21 protein-coding genes are annotated in these 20,016 nt (G+C 47.6%); 9 read left to right on the top strand and 12 right to left on the bottom strand.

Features of this window, described 5'->3' with window-relative positions:
- The first annotated feature begins 66 nt into the window (after nt 1–66).
- Nucleotides 67–291 carry a hypothetical protein gene (locus tag NTZ10_01160; GenBank protein MCX5748842.1) on the top strand — a complete coding sequence of 75 codons (225 nt, stop codon included), beginning with the start codon at nt 67–69 and terminating at the stop codon, nt 289–291.
- A gap of 231 nt (nt 292–522) precedes the next feature.
- Nucleotides 523–723, top strand: coding sequence for a DUF2892 domain-containing protein (locus NTZ10_01155; protein ID MCX5748841.1), 201 nt, complete (start codon nt 523–525; stop codon nt 721–723).
- Nucleotides 724–771: 48 nt separating this feature from the next.
- On the opposite strand, the gene NTZ10_01150 is transcribed toward NTZ10_01155, so the two are convergent.
- The 7 genes from NTZ10_01150 to NTZ10_01120 all read right to left on the bottom strand — a co-directional run bounded on the left by NTZ10_01150 (nt 772) and on the right by NTZ10_01120 (nt 7,606).
- On the bottom strand, nt 772–2,733 hold the full coding sequence (locus NTZ10_01150) for an ABC transporter permease (GenBank protein MCX5748840.1): 1,962 nt from the start codon (nt 2,731–2,733) through the stop codon (nt 772–774).
- Nucleotides 2,734–3,678, bottom strand: coding sequence for an efflux RND transporter periplasmic adaptor subunit (locus NTZ10_01145; protein MCX5748839.1), 945 nt, complete (start codon nt 3,676–3,678; stop codon nt 2,734–2,736). It abuts the gene before it with no gap.
- Nucleotides 3,675–4,928, bottom strand: a complete 1,254-nt coding sequence (locus tag NTZ10_01140) for a TolC family protein (protein ID MCX5748838.1) — start codon at nt 4,926–4,928, stop codon at nt 3,675–3,677. Before NTZ10_01140 ends, NTZ10_01145 begins: the two co-directional genes overlap by 4 nt.
- Nucleotides 4,929–5,047: 119 nt before the next feature.
- Entirely contained in the window at nt 5,048–6,223 is a 1,176-nt protein-coding gene (locus NTZ10_01135; GenBank protein ID MCX5748837.1) for a hypothetical protein, read from the bottom strand.
- Nucleotides 6,224–6,302: 79 nt separating this feature from the next.
- Complete coding sequence (locus NTZ10_01130; protein MCX5748836.1) at nt 6,303–6,782, bottom strand: Spy/CpxP family protein refolding chaperone; 480 nt, start codon at nt 6,780–6,782, stop codon at nt 6,303–6,305.
- A gap of 61 nt (nt 6,783–6,843) precedes the next feature.
- The gene (locus NTZ10_01125; GenBank protein ID MCX5748835.1) at nt 6,844–7,128 is read right to left on the bottom strand and encodes a hypothetical protein; all 285 of its coding nucleotides are present in this window, start codon (nt 7,126–7,128) and stop codon (nt 6,844–6,846) included.
- Nucleotides 7,115–7,606: a sigma-70 family RNA polymerase sigma factor gene (locus NTZ10_01120; protein MCX5748834.1), complete on the bottom strand. Its 492-nt coding sequence runs from the start codon at nt 7,604–7,606 to the stop codon at nt 7,115–7,117. Before NTZ10_01120 ends, NTZ10_01125 begins: the two co-directional genes overlap by 14 nt.
- Nucleotides 7,607–7,786: 180 nt before the next feature.
- Between NTZ10_01120 and NTZ10_01115 the strand changes: the two genes are divergently transcribed.
- The 7 genes from NTZ10_01115 to NTZ10_01085 are packed head-to-tail and all read left to right on the top strand — an operon-like array spanning nt 7,787 to nt 13,095.
- Nucleotides 7,787–8,203, top strand: coding sequence for a hypothetical protein (locus tag NTZ10_01115; protein ID MCX5748833.1), 417 nt, complete (start codon nt 7,787–7,789; stop codon nt 8,201–8,203).
- A gap of 1 nt (nt 8,204) precedes the next feature.
- On the top strand, nt 8,205–8,831 hold the full coding sequence (locus tag NTZ10_01110) for a hypothetical protein (GenBank protein MCX5748832.1): 627 nt from the start codon (nt 8,205–8,207) through the stop codon (nt 8,829–8,831).
- Complete coding sequence (trpD, locus tag NTZ10_01105; GenBank protein ID MCX5748831.1) at nt 8,832–9,851, top strand: anthranilate phosphoribosyltransferase; 1,020 nt, start codon at nt 8,832–8,834, stop codon at nt 9,849–9,851.
- Between the two features lie 11 nt (nt 9,852–9,862).
- Entirely contained in the window at nt 9,863–10,585 is a 723-nt protein-coding gene (gene lptB / locus NTZ10_01100) for an LPS export ABC transporter ATP-binding protein (protein MCX5748830.1), read from the top strand.
- A complete protein-coding gene (locus NTZ10_01095) occupies nt 10,582–11,664 on the top strand; it encodes an LptF/LptG family permease (protein ID MCX5748829.1) in 1,083 nt (360 codons plus the stop codon). Before lptB ends, NTZ10_01095 begins: the two co-directional genes overlap by 4 nt.
- A gap of 7 nt (nt 11,665–11,671) precedes the next feature.
- Nucleotides 11,672–12,676, top strand: coding sequence for a DUF3084 domain-containing protein (locus NTZ10_01090; GenBank protein ID MCX5748828.1), 1,005 nt, complete (start codon nt 11,672–11,674; stop codon nt 12,674–12,676).
- Between the two features lie 11 nt (nt 12,677–12,687).
- A complete protein-coding gene (locus NTZ10_01085) occupies nt 12,688–13,095 on the top strand; it encodes a hypothetical protein (protein ID MCX5748827.1) in 408 nt (135 codons plus the stop codon).
- Here NTZ10_01085 and lnt read toward each other — a convergent pair.
- From lnt to NTZ10_01060, 5 genes are read right to left on the bottom strand one after another with little or no spacing between them, the layout of a single operon-like run.
- Nucleotides 13,058–14,473, bottom strand: a complete 1,416-nt coding sequence (gene lnt, locus NTZ10_01080; GenBank protein ID MCX5748826.1) for an apolipoprotein N-acyltransferase — start codon at nt 14,471–14,473, stop codon at nt 13,058–13,060. The genes NTZ10_01085 and lnt overlap by 38 nt on opposite strands.
- 12 nt (nt 14,474–14,485) lie before the next feature.
- Nucleotides 14,486–15,166, bottom strand: coding sequence for a hypothetical protein (locus tag NTZ10_01075; GenBank protein ID MCX5748825.1), 681 nt, complete (start codon nt 15,164–15,166; stop codon nt 14,486–14,488).
- A gap of 2 nt (nt 15,167–15,168) precedes the next feature.
- A complete protein-coding gene (locus NTZ10_01070; protein ID MCX5748824.1) occupies nt 15,169–17,538 on the bottom strand; it encodes a hypothetical protein in 2,370 nt (789 codons plus the stop codon).
- Entirely contained in the window at nt 17,450–18,934 is a 1,485-nt protein-coding gene (locus NTZ10_01065; protein MCX5748823.1) for a UDP-N-acetylmuramoyl-L-alanyl-D-glutamate--2,6-diaminopimelate ligase, read from the bottom strand. The genes NTZ10_01070 and NTZ10_01065 overlap by 89 nt, the downstream gene beginning before the upstream one ends.
- Before the next feature lie 5 nt (nt 18,935–18,939).
- Nucleotides 18,940–19,989: a peptidoglycan bridge formation glycyltransferase FemA/FemB family protein gene (locus tag NTZ10_01060; protein MCX5748822.1), complete on the bottom strand. Its 1,050-nt coding sequence runs from the start codon at nt 19,987–19,989 to the stop codon at nt 18,940–18,942.
- Between the last annotated feature and the right edge of the window lie 27 nt (nt 19,990–20,016).

The following is a 20,016-nucleotide window of genomic DNA, read 5'->3' as shown; positions in this document are numbered from 1 at the left end:
AAAGAATTAAGACTATGGAGTGATTGAAAGACTTGACCCTGATCAAATAAAAGGAGGAAAAGGAATATGGTTGACGGCATAAATCCAAATGCAGCTGGAGTTGCAGGTGTAAAAGCAAGCTTGTTTTCATTTGCGGGACTAAAGGAAGCTGCAATGCTACTCTCTGAGACAGTTGAGAGATATTTCGCTAAAAATGTTCAAACGCAACCGACCGGACAACCGAAAGAGAAGAATCTTACCTGCTTGGAAGCGGGGATGAGTTCACCAGCTCCCGTCACTAAGCAACCGTAATAATTCAACTGCTGTCACCTAGAGGTTAGGGATTTTTTACCAGCTAGCAGTCTTTTTTCAGGACAAAACGATACGTTTATTAGTTTCACAGTTTTACTTCGTCTTTCTACGCGACTCTTTTCAAAATATCTAGCTTCATAAAATAATTATTGCCAAAATATTGTAATGTGTCATAATGATCGGAACGATCCGTATTTCAATATTTGATCTGAACAATGAGGGGGTGATATTATGCTTAAGAATTTATCGAATACCGACAGGATAATAAGACTTGTCATCGCGGTGTTGCTGGCGGCGGTCTGCCTGTCAGGCGCGGTGTCGGGTATATGGGCGGTGGTGTTATGGATCGTCGCAGCGATAGCGCTTGTTACAAGCGCGATAGGATATTGCGGTCTTTATCATCTGCTGGGGTTCTCCACGATCAAGAAATAATCGGCATTACAGCCGCGGGTCTCCCCGCGGCTTTATTTTCAGAAAGAGTTATTCATACCTCAGTGCGACTATCGGCAGGAGTTTTGCCGCGCGCCAGGCGGGCCACAGACTGAATATAAGACCTGTAAGTACTGAAAAAATAAGGGCCAGCATTATAGATCCCATAGAAATATATGTTGTCCACCCTGCAAGCGCCGATATCGTCCAGGAGACGCCTGAACCGAACAGAATACCGATGATGCCGCCGAACACGCAGATCATCACTCCTTCGATAAGGAACTGCAGCATGATGTCGGAATTCTCCGCGCCCAAAGATTTGCGGAGACCTATTTCTCTCGTCCGCTCCATCACCATCACAAGCATTATATTCATTATCCCTATGCCGCCGACAAGCAGGCTGACAGCCGCGATCGCTCCGAGCAGATATGAAAGAGTGTTGACCATTTCTGAAGCGGCTTTCTGTATGTCGGCCATGTTCCTGATCTCTATCCTGTCCGTCTGGTCTTCTGTGAGCCTGTGAAGCTTCACTATCACGGCAGGTATCTCTTCAAGGACATAATCCATGGAATCCGCATCCTTCACCTGGACGTCAAAATAATTTATATAATCCGTCCCAAACAGCCGATACATCGCTGTCGTGACAGGAACGATTATCTGGTCATCCTGGTTCCTGAAACCCGAAACACCTTTTTCCGGAAGCACACCTACCACCTTGAAGCTGATACGGTTGATCCTGATCTGTTTCCCCACGGGGTTCTCGCTGCCGAAAAGCTCGTTCGCGACCGTGACCCCGATGACAGCGACCTTTGCCCTGCCGGCGTACTCGCCAGGCGAAAAGAATTTTCCGTTCTGCGGGACAGCATCCCTGACGGCCTGATAATCGGTCCCGGTCCCGACGACGGACGTGTTCCAGTTCTTGTTCTGGAAGACTACCTGCGCCCTGCCGCTGGCATAAGGAACGACACTTTTTACCGCATCTATCTTTTTGAGCGCTTCCAGATCTGCAAATGTAAAACGCGTCGTGGAATCGGTCCCCATCGAGATGCCCCTTGAGACATTGGACGTTCTTACCATCAGAAGGTTCGTCCCCAGCGATGCAAGGCTCTTTTCGACCTCTTTTTTAGCGCCGGTCCCCACGGCAAGCATCGCGATGACGGCCGCAACTCCTATCATGACGCCGAGGATAGAGAGAAAAGACCTCAGCTTGTTGGCTCTTATGGTCATAAATGATTCGTAAATATAATTGATTATCTCGGAAAATGAGAATATTTTTCTGCCTGGTTCTTTAAGAGAGGAAAGTTCTATTGACTTAGAAGCCGGGCCCTTTCTTTTTACTTCGTCAGAAATTATGTCTCCGTCCCGCAGTTTTATGACCCGGGAAGACACCTCCGCCAGTTCCGGGTTGTGGGTGACCATTATAATGGTATTTCCTGCGTTGTTCAGTTCTTTAAGAATATTTATGATCTCGACAGTCGACTTTGAATCAAGATTGCCGGTGGGTTCATCAGCAAGTATGACCATAGGATTATTTGAAAGAGCTCTTGCGATCGCAACCCTCTGTTGCTGACCGCCTGAAAGCTGGTTGGGCCTGTGGTTTATCCTGTCGCTTAAGCCTACCTTTTTGATGATGTCTTTAAGGTTTTTACGTTCTTCCTGACTGACGCCTCGCCTGTAGATGAAAGGGATCATCGCGTTGTCCAGCACGTTAAGTCTCGGCAATAGATTGAACATCTGAAAGATAAAGCCGAAAAATCTGTTGCGTAGTCTCGCGTATTCATTGTCCGAAAGCTTTGAGATATCTTTACCGAGAAGAAGATATTGTCCCGCGTCTGATTTATCCAGAAGCCCGAGTATGCCTAGCAGCGTGGATTTTCCGGATCCTGACACGCCCATTATCGAGACGAATTCACCGTGTTCTATCGAAAGGTTGATGTCTTTCAGCGCGTAAACGGTCTGCTCGTCACCGATCCTGTAAGTCTTTTTTATCCCTTTAAGCTCGATAAGGGGCATTTATTGTCGCCTTCCTCCGCCCAAAATGGAGGGGCCCTGCGGGCCGCGGTGACTGTCCTGGGCGTCCAGGACCATCTTTACAGAAGGAATGAGCACTTCGGCTTCTTCCGACAATCCCGAAACGATCTCGATGCTGTTTTCATTTTCCAGCCCGGTCTTGACCTGGACAACACTGTAATTTTTGCCACCGCCAGTCTTTAAAAATACCGAAGGGTTTTTGCGGACCGTGCGCACCGCGTTTGACGGAAGTAACAATATATTCTTTCTTTCTCCCTGGAAAAAGTTGACAGTGGCGCTCATTCCAGAGCGGAAGTAAGCAGGAACGGAGTAAGGGAGAACATCGACCTTGTAAACGGTCACGTTGTTCACCTGTTCGGATTCGTACGCTATATGCTCCACTACAGCGTCTATTTTCGTCTCCGGATAAGCGTCCAGGATTATCGTCGCCTTCTGCCCCAGGCTGATACGGCCGAGGTCCGTCTCATCCACCTGGGCTTTCACTGTGAGATGGTCCGCCATCACCAATACGGGCGAGGTTTTATCGATCGACTGGCCCGGTTCCATGCTGCGTTTTATGATAAATCCGTTGAGTGGCGCCATCACCGGCGAAGGTTTATATACCTCTTCCCAGTATTTTACTTCTTCAGGTCCCTTTGCCGCCGCGCTGTCAAGAAGGACGGCCCTGTCTGATGAGCTGACCAGTGCAAGTATCTGACCTTTTTTTACATTATCTCCTTCATTCACAAAGATACTGTCGATCCTCCCGGATACAGCCGGTTTTATCTCAAGCCTGTTGCGCGGCATCACTTCACCGACGCTTGATATGCTCGCAAGGATGTTGCCTCTGGTCACTTTTACTACCTCAGGCTTTTTTTCTTTTTTACCTGAACAGGATGTCACCAAGACTACCAGCATCAACAGGACCGCAACCTTAAAAGATCTCATTTTATTATCCCCCCGTAAGAATTATAGAAAGCCGCTTGCGAAACAAGCGCGGTCTTTTTGCTGTTAAGCGCGGTGATCTGCGCCTGAATGCCGTCGTTCTCCGTCCTGTTCCATTCGTCGAACGTGACCAGCCCGTCCAGATATTTCGCCTGGGTTATCTCGGCCCTTTCCCCGCTGGCCGACGCGCTCGTTCTGTCGGCGGAAAGCCGCTCGAGACTGTCGTTGAACCCCAGAGCGGTCTGCTCGATGCCGTACCGGATGTTCTTTTTGCTGTTCTCAAAATCCTGAAGGGCCTTGTCATATTTTATGCCGTTGATGAAATAATCCGTTATATTGCTCCCGCCGGGGAATAAAGAGTAAGACATGTTAAGGGATATCGTCGACGAATCGTTCGAAGGCGGCCAGCTTGAGCCGCTTTTTGAATAGTTCCCGGAGACGGATACAGAAGGGAGGAATTCGTTTACGGTGCTCTTTCTGTTTATGTCCGCAAGTTCAAGGGAATATTTAGCTGTCCTGTATCCTACCGAGGTTTCTGTAAGTGTTTTATAATCGATGTCGGTCAGTTTCCCGGGAATTGATATGTCTTCAACGGTCGCGATATCGGACCCGGTGATCTGTGAAAGTTTCAGTGCCGCGAGCTCCACATCCCTTTTAGCGCTGCTGAGCCGGTAGACCGACTGCCCCTCATCCGCCTGGGTCATCAAATAATTACCCTTGTCCTCTATACCGCTCTTGTATCTCAGCCCTATGAGCCTTGTGTTAGATTTTCTTCTTTCCACTATTTTTTTCTGGAGTTCCACGTTCTGCTGGGCGGTCAAAAGGTTCACATAAGCGGATCTCAGGTCGTAATAGACCTGTGACCTTGTGCTGTCGAGGTTTGCCTTATCCGACTGCCACTGGGCGTACGCCGATTGGAGATTAAAGATATTTTTAAAACCCGTAAAAAGAGACTGTGAGGCCGAAACGCCGTATGAATAGGATTTTGTCAGCGTCGATGTGGCAGAATTATTAGTCTTCGACCCGCCCAGGCTCGCGGATATCTGGGGCAGGAAAGCCGTCATCGCCCTGTTGTACTGCCAGTAAGAAGATTCCGCCTGCTTCTGGGCGCTCTTTATGGAATTGTTATTATTTTCAGTAAGGGACGTGACATCTTTCCATGAAAGGGCGAAAGACGAGGGACACAACAAGAAAGGAAAAATAAATGTGACTATCGCTGTATTAACGAAAGTTAAATGAAAGTATTTCTTCATAAGATTTAATTCAATTATACTATATTAGACAATTCGCGGGACAAAAGGTTCCTGAATTATTGCAGATATCTTTTAATTTGCTCAATAAACAGAGTTTTTATACCGGCCTGTATAAAAGACTACGGATATGTGCTGTTAGTTGTGGTTGATTTGCTTATTCCTGTAACAGGGTCCGTAATAGTCACCGTGATCGTGACTGAGGTCGGGTTTGTCATACTCGCCGGGCTTGTCCAGTTAGTTGAATATCCGGTATCGGAAGAGAAAGTCCCTCCTGCGTTGCTCGTCCATGAATAAGTAAAAAGATTATGGCCGCCATTTTCATTGGTAACATTGCATTGCAGCGGATAAGTTGTATTCAGCGCAACATGGGAACTCAAAGCAGGACTGATGTTTTGAATAATCGGTCCCGTCGCCGCAAGAACATTTATGCTTGTAGTCGCAGTATTAGTTTTCAGCGTCGCATTATCGGTAACCGTTACAGTAATGGTATAGGTTCCTGCAGCCAGAGTCGGTAGAGTCGTCCATGTGACATTTGGACCTATGCTGGGTGAAATGGATCCTGCATTGACAGCCCAATTGATCGTCACAGTGCCCCCGAGAAGAGAAGACGTAGCATCGCATGTTAAAACAACCGATTGTCCCGCTGTTATTGAATAAGATGTTGCGGTAAGGCTGTTTATCAATGGATTGCTTGTGGCATCTATTTTTAAAGTTCCTGAAACAGTAGCGAGGGTATCATTAACGGTAACACCTATTGTTGAGGTTCCGGCGGTCGTGGGAGCCTTCCACGAAACAATATTTCCGGAATTGCTCGAAAGCGTGCCCTTATCGGCTGTCCATATAAATGTCAGCGGTTTTCCGTTCGGCGATGTGGCCTCGCATGAAAGGATTGATGTTAGTCCAAGGCCGACTGAAGCCGGTGTCGCGGTGAGAACGGTTATGCTGGGAACATTGACAATAACACTGATGTTAGAGGTTGCCGAGCTTGACTGCGATCCGTCGCTGACTGATACATTTATTGTGTATGTCCCTGCTGTTAAAGGAGCAGTCCACTGAACAAGGCTTCCCGCTGTGCTTGAAAGCGTTCCCCCGCTGGCGCTCCAAAGATAGGTCAATACATTTCCGGAAGTTGTTGATGCTTCGCATGATAATGATACTGTGGTCCCGACAATGATGGGCGGTGCCGGAGAAACAATGATGCCTATGGCCGGAGGATACACCCCGCATCCATAGAAGCTGATAATGAAAACAAATGCGGCACATAGAAGGAAACTGCTGATAATCGGCTTTATCATTTTAACCATAGTTATTGATTGGAACAATTATAATATCTTTCGTTATATTTGGCAAGTACAATATTATACATCGGCTGTGTTATTTTGACCCGTTTGGATCTCCGGGCTTTGGGTCGTTCTTTTTCATTTTTTTGAACTTTTCTTCCGCCCGTTCTCTTCCTTTTTTCATGAACGCTTCGAGTTTTGTCCTTTGCCCGGGGGTGAGCATTTTCCGCATATCTATCATCCGGTCCATCCGCTTTATTTGTATCTTTGTTTCGTTCTGCCCTATCTGTTCGATGCACTCGTGTATAGTCTTGCGGTCAGGGTTATCTTTCAGGAGTTCTTCCTTTATTTTTTCGAAAATGGCCTTATCGCTTGAATGTATATCTTTTTCCTCAAGTTCTGTCTGCTTTGCTCCGGAAAGAAGAGTGTTTTTCTGATTTTCGGTAAGGCCGAGATCTTTTGCTATCCGTTCGACAAACTTTTCCGCAGACGGGCCAAAATGCGGGAACGCGTGAGAACTTCCGGCTGTCAAGAGCATTATCATCAGGGCTGCCGTTAAAGACCAGTTTTTCATTTTTTTCTCCTTTACCATTCTACATATAGTTAGACTATAACTCATCAAAAAAAGTTCCGCTTTATCTGAAAACATAATTTATGACGGAATTATTTTCGGCTGCCGGCCTTTGCAATACATATTCCGACAGAACATCCCCGCTTTCCGGCTGATAGGAGGACCCGATCAAATATGTCAAAGATCCGATCAAAATGACCGTAAAAGCACCCGCCATTACCAGCCTGCGTGGTGTCCGGACCGGGGCCATCCTGCTTTCGATCTGCGAATACATGCGCACATCATCGAACTCAACCTTATATTCCTTGAGATGATCTATATATTCCCCGTAGTCATTATATTTTTTCATCTTTTACCGCTTCCTTTCTTACTATTTCCCTGGCACGGTGCAGATTTGATTTGACCGTGCCGACCGGGATCTTCATGATCCCGGATATTTCTTCCAATTTTTTCTCCTCAACGTCCGACAGTAAAAGCACCATCCTTTGCCGCGGATTGAGCTTTTTAAGCGGCTTTAACATCTCAACATCAGCTCCGATTTCAGCCGGCTCATGTTCTAATATCCTTAAGTTACTGAGCACGCTGACTATCATCCTGTGCCTTTTCTGCTTATTGACATAGTTTATCGCCCCGTTGACAGCTATCTTATAGACCCAGGTCTTTATCGAGGATTCCCCCCTGAAACGCGGCAAAGCTTTATGGACATTGAAAAATATCTCCTGGAAGATGTCTTCCCTGTCTTCTTTTGTAAATGAATATTTCGAGATCAATCCCCATACACTGTTTTTGCAGCTGTCATATACTTCATCAAAAGAATGTTTTGACACGAGTCCCTCCCTCGACTATTACAATTATAGACAATCAAATGATCAAAAATGTTCCGTGTTCATACAATATCTCAAAACAAGATGCAGCCCCGTATATCTAAATCAGAAGATTTATTTAAGATACCACCGACCCGACAAATGATATAATATATCAAACGAGTGGTCAAAAAGGAGTAGGAAATGAAAAAGACCGTACCGGCGTGCATGATCGCGATGATATTAATCTCTTCAACTGCTTTGTCCGCACCGCCTCCCCTGCCCGACCTTGCCGTCACTGATATTAAGGTGGATAATTCCCACGTAAAAAAAGACGGGAAAGTCGACGTCATCTACACAGTAAAGAACCAGGGGAAAGCCGCGGCAAAAGCATCTAAAACCAGGGTTGAAGCTTTAACGACGGGAAATATGCCGGTCATCCAGCAGAACGTCCCTTCGATCGACCCAGGCAATATCTACGCCAACAGGGTCACGTATTCAGTGTCGGCCGGAAAGAAATACCTATTTAAGGCCACTGCCGATTACAATAATACGGTCAGGGAAAGCAACGAGAATAATAATTCAAACTCTATCAGTTTTTCGGTAGGCAGGAGTTTCTGATATGAGAAAAGTTCTTGTTGTTTTTATCTGCCTGTTTCCTTTTATGTTGGGCTGCTCCCAGGTATCCCAGTACAACACAAAAAAATACGAGCCTCAAAAAAACCCCGGAAAGATCGGCTGCTACAATGATAAAGACATCGATTTTGCGTATTATTCAGGCGACAAGATAAAGATCTCTGCTGCAATGATCGGCTATAACTACATCATCGCCTCGTCTGTCAAATTGATCAATAACACAGGGGCCGATATCGAGCCCGGGGAATATTCTATCGCCTTATTTGACGGAAGGGACCTCAAGCCGGTAAGGCTGCTGACCCGGGATGAAGTCCAGAGCGTCAAGAACACTGTTGCCGGCGGGCCGGGAAGCAGTGCGATACAGGACCAGATAATCAATACCTCGGTAAATACAATCATGGGGGCGCTGGATGCTCCGACAAAAGGGAAATTAACGCAGATAATCCAGTATGGAATTGATAATTATTTTTCGTTCAGGCCTATTTACAAGGGTTCGGAAAGGAACGGGATACTATGTTTCATCTCTAATTTCAGGCTTGAATACCCTCTCACATTGAGGATAAAAGTAAAGGGACAGGCGGTTGACCTGCTTTTCAACCCTAAAAAGAATTAAATGATACGGGAATACATAAAGGCCCTTGTCGACGGAAAAGATCTTACGAAGGATGATTCTTCCCGCGTGATGGAAGAAATAATGACGGGGAAAACCACGTCATGCCAGATCGCTTCGCTTATCACTGCTCTCAGGATCAAAGGCGAGACAGCCGAGGAGATCTCCGGGTTCGCAAAGGTCATGAGGCAGCACGCGGTCCCCCTGAAATTGAAGACGAGATATTTCGTGGATACCTGCGGGACGGGCGGCGATGTCTCGGGAACTTTTAATATCTCGACCGTGTCCGCTTTTATCGCTTCGGGAGCCGGGGTGGTCGTCGCAAAACACGGCAACCGCGCCGTCTCTTCAAGATGCGGAAGCGCGGACCTTCTTGAAGCTTTGGGGATAAAAATAAATATCGCTCCCGAACAAGTAAGGGATTGTATCGATGAGGTTGGCATCGGTTTTATCTTTGCGCCGGTATTTCATGAAGCCATGAAGTTTGCCGCGCCGGCGAGAAAAGAGATCGGCATAAGGACCGTCTTTAACATCCTCGGGCCGGTAAGCAATCCGGCGAACACAAAGGGACAGCTTATGGGCGTGTATGCGGCAGGTCTTACTACTGTGATGGCTCAGGTGCTCAAAGACCAGGGTTGCGAGACCGCGATGGTAGTCCACGGGATGGACGGGATCGACGAGATCTCTTTGTCCGACAGGACAAAAGTCGCATATCTTGAAGGCGGTGTAATAAAAGAATACTATATTGAACCCGAGTCATTGGGACTAAAGAAATGCAGGATGTCGGATGTTTCCGGCGGGGAAGCGGGCAACAACGCAAAGACCGCCATAGCCGTCCTTTCCGGAAAAGAAAAAGGGCCGAAACATGATATCGCGGTACTGAACGCGGCTGCGGCAATAGTCGTGGGAAGGAAGGCCGCGGACCTTTCTGAAGGGATAAAAAAAGCCGAACAGGCGATAAGATCAGGCGAAGCATTGAAGAAGCTGGAGGAATTGAAGAAGTTTACGAATAAACAGAGTTAAGGAGTCTATCTATGTATATCAAAGCCGAAAAGCTGGTCAAATCCTACGGAAGTAAAAAAGTCGTCGATGAAGTTTCGATAGACGTGAAACAGGGCGAGGTGGTCGGGCTGCTCGGCCCGAACGGCGCCGGAAAAACGACTTCGTTCTACATGGTCGTCGGCCTGGCAAAACCGGACAGCGGACATGTCTACCTCGAAGGCAACGAGATCACTTATATGCCTATGCATAAAAGGGCGCAGATGGGACTCGGGTATCTGCCCCAGGAACAATCCATATTTAAAAAACTCACCGTGGAAGAGAACATCATCATGCTTTGGGAAGCTACCGGAAAAGTAAAAAAAGAGGATTACCAGCCTAAACTTGACACAGTCCTTGACGAGCTCGGGGTGAAGCACCTGCGCCACAACCGCTGCTACCAGCTTTCCGGAGGGGAAGCACGCAGGGTCGAGATCGCCCGGGCGCTTGCAATGGAACCCATGTTCCTGCTGCTGGACGAGCCTTTCACGGGCATCGACCCGATAACGGTATCGGAACTCCAGAAGATCATCATATACCTGAAAAACAAAGGACTGGGGATACTTATCACCGATCACAACGTCCGGGAGACCCTTGCTATAGTAGACCGCGCTTACATCATTCAAAAAGGAAAGATACTTGTGTCCGGCAATTCTTCATATATAGCCAATGACGAGACTGCAAAAAAGATCTACCTAGGGGAAGAATTTAAACTGTGATAAAGATACTTGACCGTTACATCATCAAGGAACTTTTAGACCCTTTTATTTTCGGGGTCGCCGCCTTCACTCTCATCCTTTCAGCCAGCATGGTCATGTTCGAGCTTGTAAGAGCGGTCATCCTGATGGGCATGCCTTTTTACATCGCAGTGCAGCTTTTTCTGTTCAGGCTGCCGTCCGTCATGGTCTATATCTTCCCGATGGCGATGCTGCTCGCCGCCATACTTTCGTTCGCAAGGCTCTCGGCCGACAAGGAAGTGACCGCCTTCAGGGCCGGCGGGGTCAGCCTTTACAGGCTTATGGTTCCGGTCCTTATAATGGGCCTGGTCATCAGTTTTCTGACGCTCTCTTTCTACGAAATAATCGTGCCGGAGGCCAACAGGGCTTCGGCTTTTCTTATGGTGCAGACAAGGATCGACAAGGCTCCTAAAATACAGGATAACGTCTTCATGCCCGAGCTTGAACAAGGCACCTTAAAAAGGATCTTTTACGCGAGAAAGATCAAAGGCAATGTGATGGAAGGGGTCATCATACAGGAATTCAATAACGGGCAGCTGAGCCAGCTGGTCAACGCCAAGACCGCGCAGTGGCAGAATGACAAGTGGGTGTTCAGGAACGGCATAACGTATCTGTTGTCCGACACGGGGGAATACAAGCATCTTTTGAAATTCGACGAGCAGTATATCACCATCAAGTTCACCCCGGCGGACCTTTATATGGGGGACAAGAAACCGGACGAGATGAACTTCAACTCGCTGAGGGACTATATAGACCTGAAGAAAAAGATGGGCGCCAACGTGACTGACCTGCTGATCCAGCTCAACATGAAGCTCTCGATACCGTTCGCCTGTTTCGTGTTCGCTCTTCTGGGGGCTCCGCTCGGGCTCAATCCGACAAGAAAATCCTCGTCTATCGGGCTCGGCATAAGTGTTATAATAATTTTTGTCTATTATGTGCTGATGTTCATCGGCATGGCGGCGGGGGAGATGGAGATGATATCTCCTTTTCTTTCGGCCTGGCTGCCGAACGTGATAACGGCGGGCATCGGCGGGTGGATATTATACAAGGCGGGGCAATAGATACAAGATGTTCGCAATACAAATAATCGTCGTCATAATCTTCGTCTCCGGCCTTATCGCCTATATAGGCAATATAGTCGGCAGATCTATCGGCAAAAAAAGGCTCACGGCATTTAACCTCAGGCCAAGGCACACAGCTACCGCGATAACCGTGATCACCGGCTCTCTGATAGCGCTCACCACAGGTGTGATCCTTTTTCTGGCATCGGCCGATGTAAGAACGGCTCTTTTCGGACTGGACGGCCTTAAGAAGATGATCTCCGAAAGAAGCATCGAGCTTGAAAAGATAAAAGCCGACAGGCAGGCGCTTTTAAGCGATATCTCGATCCTGAAAAACACGCTTGATGCTTCGAAAAAGGATGTCCTGTCCCTGACAAAGACAAAGGAGAACCTGAGCAAAGAGATCAGGACCGCGAGATCGGGTCTTCTTCTTTTTAAGGTCAATGATGTTATCCTTTCGACCGTGATAGATTCTTCCGGCAGGCCGGAGCTCTGCAGGGACAAGCTCGGAAGCATCCTTGCCGAGACCGATTCGATCATCAAAAGCAATGTAAAAGGCGACAAAAAACATTACATATTGATGCCGAGCAGCGAACTGGATGAAGCGGTAAATTTCATGGCGGCGCATCCCGGCAGCACCATCGTCAGGGTCGTCGCGGCCGGCAATGTCATCCTCGGTGAAGAGATCCCCGTCCACTTTGAATTGTTCGAGAACGCGCTTATATTCAAAAAAGGCGAAACTATATTAAGGTCGGAAGTCGACGGCAGGCAGCCGCTTCCCGCCATAGAGCAAAAGATAAAAGAGACACTGTCACAGGTGAATGAGACGGCGATAAGCAAACGGATGGTGCCGAACATCGACGGGTCCGTCGGCAATATCCCTTATTCAAAGATATTTGATGCCTCCAAGAACATAAGATCGATGAACCGGACAGTCATCCTGTCTGTGGATACTTCAAAAGATATCTATTCCGCAGGCCCGCTGGAAATAAACCTGAAGATCACTAAATAAGGAGGCCGAAAATGCAGGGAAATATCCTGTCGATCGACCCGGGTAAATTCAAGTCAGGCCTGGCTGTGCTGGATCCTGCAGGAAAGATCCTTGAAAGGACCGTGATAAAGACCCTCGTGCTCAGTGACGACATCCCTTCCTACTGCTACAAATACGCTGTCAGCATCATCCTGATAGGCAACGGCGGGCCCGGAAGGATAATCGAGAAAAAAATATCTTCACTTAATATCAAGGCAAGCGTTATCTTCATCAACGAAAAAGGCTCGACGCTTGAAGCAAGACGGCTCTACTGGAAAGAGAACCCGCCCAAAGGTTTATTGCGGCTTGTGCCCAGGACCCTTTTGATACCCCATGAACCGTATGATGATTACGCCGCTGTGGTCATCGGACTCCGCTACTTAAAGGAAGGTTCAAGATAAGGACCCTGCGCTCCTCAAGCTCTGATCTTTTGATGAACCTGCCGCAGGGGTCGACAAACGCGCTTATCCCGGTGTTGGCTGCCTGGACCAGGTATTTCCTGTTCTCTATCGCCCTGAACGGGGCCGCCATTATATGCTGCTCGGCCGCGGCGCTTTGACCGAACCATGCATCGTTAGTGACCGTCAGAAGAAAATGGGTCCCTTTGCTCCTCTGACGGCCAAGGCCGTCGAACAAAGACTCAAAACAGACCATGCATCCCGCTTTCAGGGAACCGATCGACAGAGGCCCGGGATCTTTGCCGCCGTACTGGTCGGTCTCAAAATATCCGGTAGACCTCAGGAACGGATAGATCATCCATTTGAAAGGCAGATATTCCCCGAAAGGCACAAGATGCTCCTTGTCATATCTTGAGATTATCTTTCCGTCCGGAGAGAGAGAAAAGACCGAATTGAAGATCTTCCCGTCCTTTGAATAAAAGCCGCCCGTCACAAGATAGCATCTGCCTTTTTTTGTTATATCCTTCAGCTTTGATAAGGCTGCCGCGTCTTTTTCTATGAACGTCATGACAGCCGTTTCCGGCCATATTATTATATCCGGGGCTTCCATGAAAGAAGACCTGCTCATGAAGTCAAGCAGGTTCAACATGTCATAAGTGTTCCTGGGATTGAGTTTTTCTTCCTGTCCGATGTCCGGCTGTATGACAGCGATCTTTATTTCCCGCTCGAACGGGTCATAATTAGTCTCATTCAAGACATCTATCCCCTTCGCGTAGACCGCCACCACCAGCACGGACACGAAAGCGATCTTCGGCCATAACTTAATAAACCTCTCGATAAATGAACCCTCCGATATCACGGCCAGAAAAATCACATAATTTACTATTACGATGATAAAGCTTACGCCGAAGACACCGAACACATTCGCTATCTGTATTATTGGAAGGTTCCTGTATTGAGTCAGCCCGAGCAGAGCCCCAGGCACCGCGAACTCGCCGAAGCAGCGAAGCCACTCGACTGCAGCCCACAAAAAGGGTATCAACAACATATTTGTTGACTTATGAAAGGAATTCATCGACAAAAAAGCGGCATAGGCAAAAAGCATTATGTAAAATGTCTGATAGATACTTAGCAGCACCCATGCGACGTAACCGAAACCGCCTACCCAGCGCGATATTAAACTAACCCAAAAAAGGACTCCGCCGAAGTAACACATCCCGAAAATAAAGGCGTAAAATAAAGCCTGTTTTATGTTCTTTGAAGAATATATGGAGACAAAGAAAGGGACCAGGGCGATCCATACGAGTATACTGATCCCGAACTTCGGGAAACACAGCGTGAGCAATAAACCGGAGATCACCGAAAGAAGAATGTTTTTCAAAATGGTTCTTTCTTATTTTGAATTATTTTGCACCGCCATACCCCATGATATTATATCGAGCGACGGATCTATTAAAGGATCGGCCGGCTCCAACTTATCCGAAATTGTGGTCCCGGCGTTCACCGACACTTTGTTATCAGTCGCTCTTAAATAATCTCTCTGGTAGCCGTCCTTGTCCACGCAGACAAAATTAAAATAGAGGTCGGCCGGAAGCGTGCTCAACTTGTTAAAATTGAAAGTAAGGATTATCTTCTTTTTTAGTGACGGGTCGCCGGGTGCTGTCCTGAAATCAAGATAACTGCCCGTATATGTCACATGGTTGGCTAATATGAACGGGCCGTTAATGACGGTATAAAAATCATTCTTCAAAAGGATATAGTCGTTCCAAGTGGTGAAATAGTAAGTGTAATAATAGTTCAGGTCTTTTGAAACGTTCATCTTGAGGGAATCGTAGTTTTCTCCCGGGGCGAAGAAATATGACGGTTTGTCGATATAAGGGATCGCCGGGTTTGCGCTGCCGAAGATCATATAGTATTTATTGTTCACCGTATCGATATCCCCTCGCAGCGTTATTGTCACCGTGATCTGGTTCCCCACGTTCGGCAGAGGCACCACAGTCTTGGCGCAACCACCGAAGATAAATCCGAAGCACAAGATCGAAATGACAAACGCTCCAAATTTCGAATTTATCATATTTAGTACCTCACCGGCCCCACCTGATCCGTCCCTTCCATAAAGAATCCTCTGCTTCCTGATCCGTAACCTACCGGCTGGTCGGGGAAAGCCTTGAGCGTCAGCATTATCCGGAACTCCTTCCTGAAATCCGACCAGGTATATTTAAGCTCCCAGCAGTGAAGGTCTTTCACTATCTCCGCGTCCTGTAATATTACCTTATTTACCGTAAAATCGAATGTATGCCCCAGCCTTATCTTCCACTTGCTCTGCCAGGTATCCCCGATCTCCCATTCGAACAGGTTTGTGGCGAGTTTCGTTTTCCCGGTGTTCAGGTCGTATGTATGAGAGAGACTGTCCTTAAGACCGGCGAACGGAACCACGGTTATCAGCGTGACCAGGTCCCTCCATATTCCGTCCTGTATATCATAACCCGAAGATATATCAAGATTCAATGAATCATTTGGTTTAAAGTAATACTTCGTAAGAAGGTCCATATATGTATTTGTAATATAATTATACCCTCCGTCAATAGTGAATTTATTATCATTACCCCTGTAAAGCGTGACCGTGTCTTTTAAAGTATTAAAAAGATACCCTCCGCTGTCAAAATAGAAAGGGCTGTTCCCGTCGCTGTATGCCCTGTCATAGACCGCCCTGTTGGTAAAGAAACCTCCCAGGTCAGTGGAAAGCGCGAAGTTCTCTTTCTGCGCGTATCTTTCGTCCCCCGTGTCGTACTGGTACTGCTCGACCCCGAAGAGACCGGACAAGCTGCTGCCCAGGGGCAGCGTAAAGACCTTGTCAAATGTCGCGGCTTCCTTGAACCTTTCGGCGGTATAATGCCGCTGGCTGTTGGTGGCGGGAATATATTTTGATTCGTGATATTTTCCGTAAGCTACTTCGGACTTCACGTTCACCGTCGCGAACTGCGTCGTGTCAAGCGTCAGGACGGCTTCGGGCAGTTTCTCCACATATTCCACGTTCTCGTCAGCCGTGTAAGAATTTGTGTCAGGATCAATGTACGTCGCTTCCGTCACTCTCAAGTTGAATCCTTTCCCCTTCCAGTTAATCTCGACAGTCGGATCGAGCCTCTGGTCGAAAGCATAGCCTTCTGCCGTGACATTTCTGAAATAATTCGCTGCTAAAGATATGTTGAGATCTTTGCTGAAAAGCCACTGGTTGTGCGAAAAGCTCTGAGACTCGTTCTGCCAGCCGGCAGCGGCGATACTGTTCCTTGTGTTGTACATGTAATTGGTCCTGGACATATCATCCGATCTTCCGATCCTGAACGTGTATTCGCCAAGGCTGCTGATGCGGTTATTGAGGACATCAAGCGAGGTCGCGAAAGTATCCTTGCCGTTATTATAATCAAGCCCTATCTTATAACCGGTCTGGTCCAGCCTGCTGTTCGGGACAAGATAGATATACCTGTAATCATAGCCGAGGGCAAGATTTGTATATTTGCTGAGCTTGACTTTATGGTCCAGCTTTACAACCCAGTCCGGGATGCCTGTATCCGATTCATAAACATGATAGACATAAAGTTTACCGGAGTTCTTTTCGTTGAGCTTGTAATTATGTTCTATGCCGTAACCTACCCCCTTTTTGCTCATCAGGTCGACATAGACTGACCCCCACTTATCAAAACCGAAGAAATACGCGATCTCTGATTTCAGGAAGTTGCCTTCGATATCGTTGCTTCCGATAACAGGGACCATCAAAGAGACCTTTCTTTTTGCAAGGTCGTAGATGTAAAAAGGGAACCACATCACCGGAGTATTACCGACAAAAGCGGTCACGTTGACCCCTACGACTTTGTCGTCGGGTTTAAAATAGAACTTGCCCGCGTCCATATGGTAATGGGGTTCTGCGAGGTCACAGGTGGTCGCGTTCCCGTTATGCCCGTATTTTATATTTTTTTCATCGTCCACATCCTCCAGATCAAGAAAAAGCTTCCCTTTCATTTCAGACGGGGAGAGGGACGCGCGGAAGTCTTTCACGTGAGCTGTTTCGCTTTCCATGTCATATACCATCTTGCTTCCCGAAGCTTCGTAATCTTTTCTTTTAAGCCTGACGTTCCCCTCCGCCGTCGCGATCTTTGTTCCCGTATTGACTTTCAGGGAATCGGCATACAGGGTCACATCCTGGAATTCGGCTTCGACTGAACCGCTCGCGGATATTATGCCGGAATCCTGGTCGAATTTGAGGTGCTGGGCTTTGAGGCTTACGGGTATCTCCTGTCCGCTGTCAGAGGAAAACGAAGCTGAGACGAGGATAGCAAGTATTATCGGAAAATAAAGGAATTTATATAGCGCGTTTTTGTATTGCCTGCCTTGCGACTGCCCTGTCATCGATATAGATGTTTTTTCCTTTGATCTCCTGTATCTTTTCATGCCCCCTGCCTGCAATTATTACTATATCATTTTGAGAAGCGATTTCAATTGATTTTTCTATCGCGGACCTCCTGTCGGGCAGTTTCAGGTAATGCTTGCCCGCGACAGCACCGGCTTTTTTGAGGCCCGCCTCTACATCCTGTATTATCCGGTCAGCATCCTCTCCGTGCGGGTCATCCGATGTAAGGATGGTAAGATCTGCGTTCCTGAATGATATTTCACCCATCAGCGGCCGTTTGAGCCTGTCGCGTTCCCCTGTGCATCCGAAGACCGATATCACCCTGCCCTTTTTAAGGTTTGACGCGAACTTCAATATTTTTTCAAGACTGTCCGGAGAATGGGCAAAATCCACGATCACCCTGAAATCCTGTCCTTCATCTATCTTTTCAAACCTTCCCGGGACGCCTTTCAGCGCTTCGATGCCTTCGACGATCATTCTTTCATCGATACCCATGCTGCCTGCGCAGGCGAACGCGGCCAGGATGTTATACGCGTTATAATCCCCGGTCAGCGAAGACATTATTTTGAAAGTCCTGCCTGCATATTTTATCTCTAATTCAAGACCGTCAAGGCTTGACCGCAGTATCTTGGCCGTAATATCCGCCTTGTGTTTCAGGGAATATGTCACCGTTCCGGCGCCGGTCTCTTCCAGGACCGCATCGCAGTAGCCGTCATCGGCATTTACTATCGCATGGACATCCTTTTTGCTTCCCGAGCCGAGAGTCCTGAAAAGGTACATCTTGGTGTCAAAATAGGCCTCGAGCGTCTTGTGGAAATCAAGGTGGTCGTGGCTTAAGTTCGTATAGACTGCCGCGTCAAACTCTATTCCCTTTATCCTTTTCATCGCGATAGAATGCGAGGACACTTCCATCGCGACATGGGTCACGCCTTCTTTTATCATCTCGGCAAAATATCCCTGGAGCTGCGTTGATTCGGGAGTCGTCAGTTCTGAAGTTATTGTCCTGTCCCCTATCTTTGTCTCCACGGTGCCTATCAGGCCTGTCTTGAGCCCCGCTTTCCTGAAAACAGAATCAAGGAGGTATGCGGTCGTCGTTTTTCCGTTCGTCCCGGTTATACCCGCGATCTTAAGCTTTCTTGACGGAAATCCGAAATACGCGCATGAAAGGTCGGCAAGGGCCGTTCTTGATGAAGGGACTATGATCTTTGCGGCTTTCCCCTCAAGGTCCGCATCTTTTTCGGTCACGACCGCGCCGGCTCCGTTTGAAAGCGCCATAGGTATAAAATGCGTGCCGTCATACACCAGCCCGGGCACCGCTACAAAGACATCCCCGCTTTTCACTTTTCTCGAATCATGAGCGATACCGGAAATATCGAAATCCAGGTCCCCTTCTGTCTTTGTGACCTTTATATTTTTTATCAGTTCATTTAGTTTCATTTAGCTCATTCCGCCAGCGAATCCGAGATCGTGCCTTTTCTTAAGAACCTGACAGTGTTCTGGTACCCGATAATAAGTTTATCAAATAATTGATAGAAGCCCCTGTTAAAAGGAAGGTCATACGCCCCAATATATTTTACAAGCCTGCCTCCCATTCCTTTCTTGAACCTGTAAACCCCCCAGAGAGGATGTTTTTCATGCGGATTTGAAGGTATTCCCCACAGGTCGTATTCCCTGAGCCCTTTCTCTTTTGCCCATTTGATGACTTCCCAGTGGATAAGATTGTTAGGCATCATGTTCCTGTATTCATTTGAAGACGCGCCGTACATGTACCAGGCCCTTTTTCCGAAAGTAAAGACCACGATCCCGGATATCGGGACCCCGCCGTGATATGCGATAAAAAAAGTGCCGTTCCCCTTCGAAATGATCTCTTCAAGGATCTTTTTGTAATAGGAATACGGGTGAATGATGAAGTTCTGCCTTGAACAGGTCTCTTTATAGATGCCGTAGAATTCCTTAAGCGCATCTTCACTGCTCTGCTGCCTCACGGTGACGCCGTGCTTTTCCGCGACGTGGATGTTATAGCGGAACTTGCCGTCAAAGGCGGCCTTGATCTTTTCAAGGTCCAAAGTGAGATCGAGTATATATGTAGAGCGCGGCTGGACCTCTTTTCTTGCCTTGATGAATCCTTTGCTCTTCAGCAACGAGAGAGCTTCATTATCTTCCTCGCTTATCTCCGGGTCCATGCGGAGAAAAAGAGCGCCCTCCTTTCTGGCAAGGCCGCCTGCGGCGGAGATGAATTCTTCGACCTGCTTTTCTTTGCCAAAGTCGATCAGGGGGCCTCTCGGCAGGTAGAAAAAACATTTTTTTATAAGCGGCAGCTGTTTTTTCAATAACAAAAAAGATCCGCCCGATCCCAGCAGTACTCTTGTCGGGCTCCAGCCGAAAGCTCCCTTAACTTCTCCCCATCCATAGGACTGCAGGACCTGGGAACCGGTCCCCGCGATCTTGTCGAACTCTTCCCTCTCAGTTTCACCTGTCAGCCTGTAGCTCATACCGGAAATTCTATCATCTGCCCCGAA

This window comes from Candidatus Saganbacteria bacterium, assembly GCA_026387835.1.
Taxonomy (GTDB): Bacteria; Margulisbacteria; WOR-1; order JAKLHX01; family JAKLHX01; genus JAPLKZ01.
The sequence above is the reverse complement of the archived record's forward strand: the minus strand, read 5'-3'. Positions and strand labels throughout refer to the sequence as shown.